This window comes from Aequorivita marina (assembly GCF_031631895.2).
GTDB lineage: Bacteria > Bacteroidota > Bacteroidia > Flavobacteriales > Flavobacteriaceae > Aequorivita > Aequorivita marina.
The window spans coordinates 1-1,654 of sequence record NZ_JAVMBW020000039.1; the positions used below are offsets into that span (position 1 = coordinate 1).

Annotated in this window: 1 protein-coding gene; it reads left to right on the plus strand. The window is 41.8% G+C overall.

Annotation, left to right across the window (positions count from 1 at the left end; translation table 11 throughout):
- Nucleotides 1-69 precede the first annotated feature (69 nt).
- The coding region (locus QPK98_RS15580; RefSeq protein WP_435373109.1) for a DUF7507 domain-containing protein at nt 70-1,654 on the plus strand (1,585 nt) is incomplete at its 3' end.

Genomic DNA, 1,654 nt, shown 5'->3' on the forward strand with positions numbered 1-1,654 from the left:
AGTGGAGACACTGATGGCGACGGCGAGTTAGATGTAACAGAAACTTGGATTTACGAAGCAAGCTACGTTATCACACAAGATGACATTGATGCTGGTGAAGTCGTTAACCAAGCAACAACGGTGGGTACAGCTCCAGACCAAAGTACAGTAACAGATCTTTCGGGTACTGATATCGACAACGATGATCCAACGATAATCGAACTTTGTCAAGACCCTGCCATTGCAATTGTGAAAACAGGAGTCTTTAATGACGAGAATGGCGATGAGTGCTCTAATGTAGATGAAACCATCACATACACTTTCACTGTAACTAACGAAGGAAATGTAAGCCTATCGAATGTAATTGTTGACGATCCATTATTAGGAGGTCCAATAGCAGGTCCATTAAGTGGAGACACTGATGGCGACGGTGAGTTAGATGTAACTGAAACTTGGATTTACGAAGCAAGCTACGTTATCACACAAGATGANCAAAGTACAGTAACAGATCTTTCGGGTACAGATATCGACAACGATGATCCAACGATAATCGAGCTTTGTCAAGATCCTGCCATTGCAATTGTGAAAACAGGAGTCTTTAATGACGAGAATGGCGATGAGTGTTCTAATGTAGATGAAACCATCACATACACCTTCACAGTAACCAACGAAGGAAATGTAAGCCTATCGAATGTAATTGTTGACGATCCATTATTAGGAGGTCCAATAGCAGGTCCATTAAGTGGAGACACTGATGGCGACGGCGAGTTAGATGTAACAGAAACTTGGATTTACGAAGCAAGCTACGTTATCACACAAGATGACATTGATGCTGGTGAAGTCGTTAACCAAGCAACAACGGTGGGTACAGCTCCAGACCANTCTAATGTAGATGAAACCATCACATACACTTTCACTGTAACTAACGAAGGAAATGTAAGCCTATCGAATGTAATTGTTGACGATCCATTATTAGGAGGTCCAATAGCAGGTCCATTAAGTGGAGACACTGATGGCGACGGTGAGTTAGATGTAACTGAAACTTGGATTTACGAAGCAAGCTACGTTATCACACAAGATGATATTGATGCTGGCGAAGTTGAAAACCAAGCAACAACTACAGCTACTGCACCAGACCAAAGTACAGTAACAGATCTTTCAGGTACTGATATCGACAACGATGATCCAACGATAATCGAACTTTGTCAAGATCCTGCCATTGCAATCGTGAAAACAGGAGTCTTTAATGACGAGAATGGCGATGAGTGCTCTAATGTAGATGAAACAATCACATACACTTTCACTGTAACCAACGAAGGAAATGTAAGCTTGAGTAACGTTATTGTTGACGATCCATTATTAGGAGGTCCAATAGCAGGTCCATTAAGTGGAGACACTGATGGTGACGGGGAGTTAGATGTAACAGAAACTTGGATTTACGAAGCGAGCTACGTTATCACACAAGATGATATTGATGCTGGCGAAGTTGAAAACCAAGCAACAACTACAGCTACTGCACCAGATCAAAGTACAGTAACAGATCTTTCGGGTACAGATATCGACAACGATGATCCAACGATAATCGAGCTTTGTCAAGATCCTGCCATTGCAATTGTGAAAACAGGAGTCTTTAATGACGAGAATGGCGATGAGTGTTCTAATGTAGATGAAACCA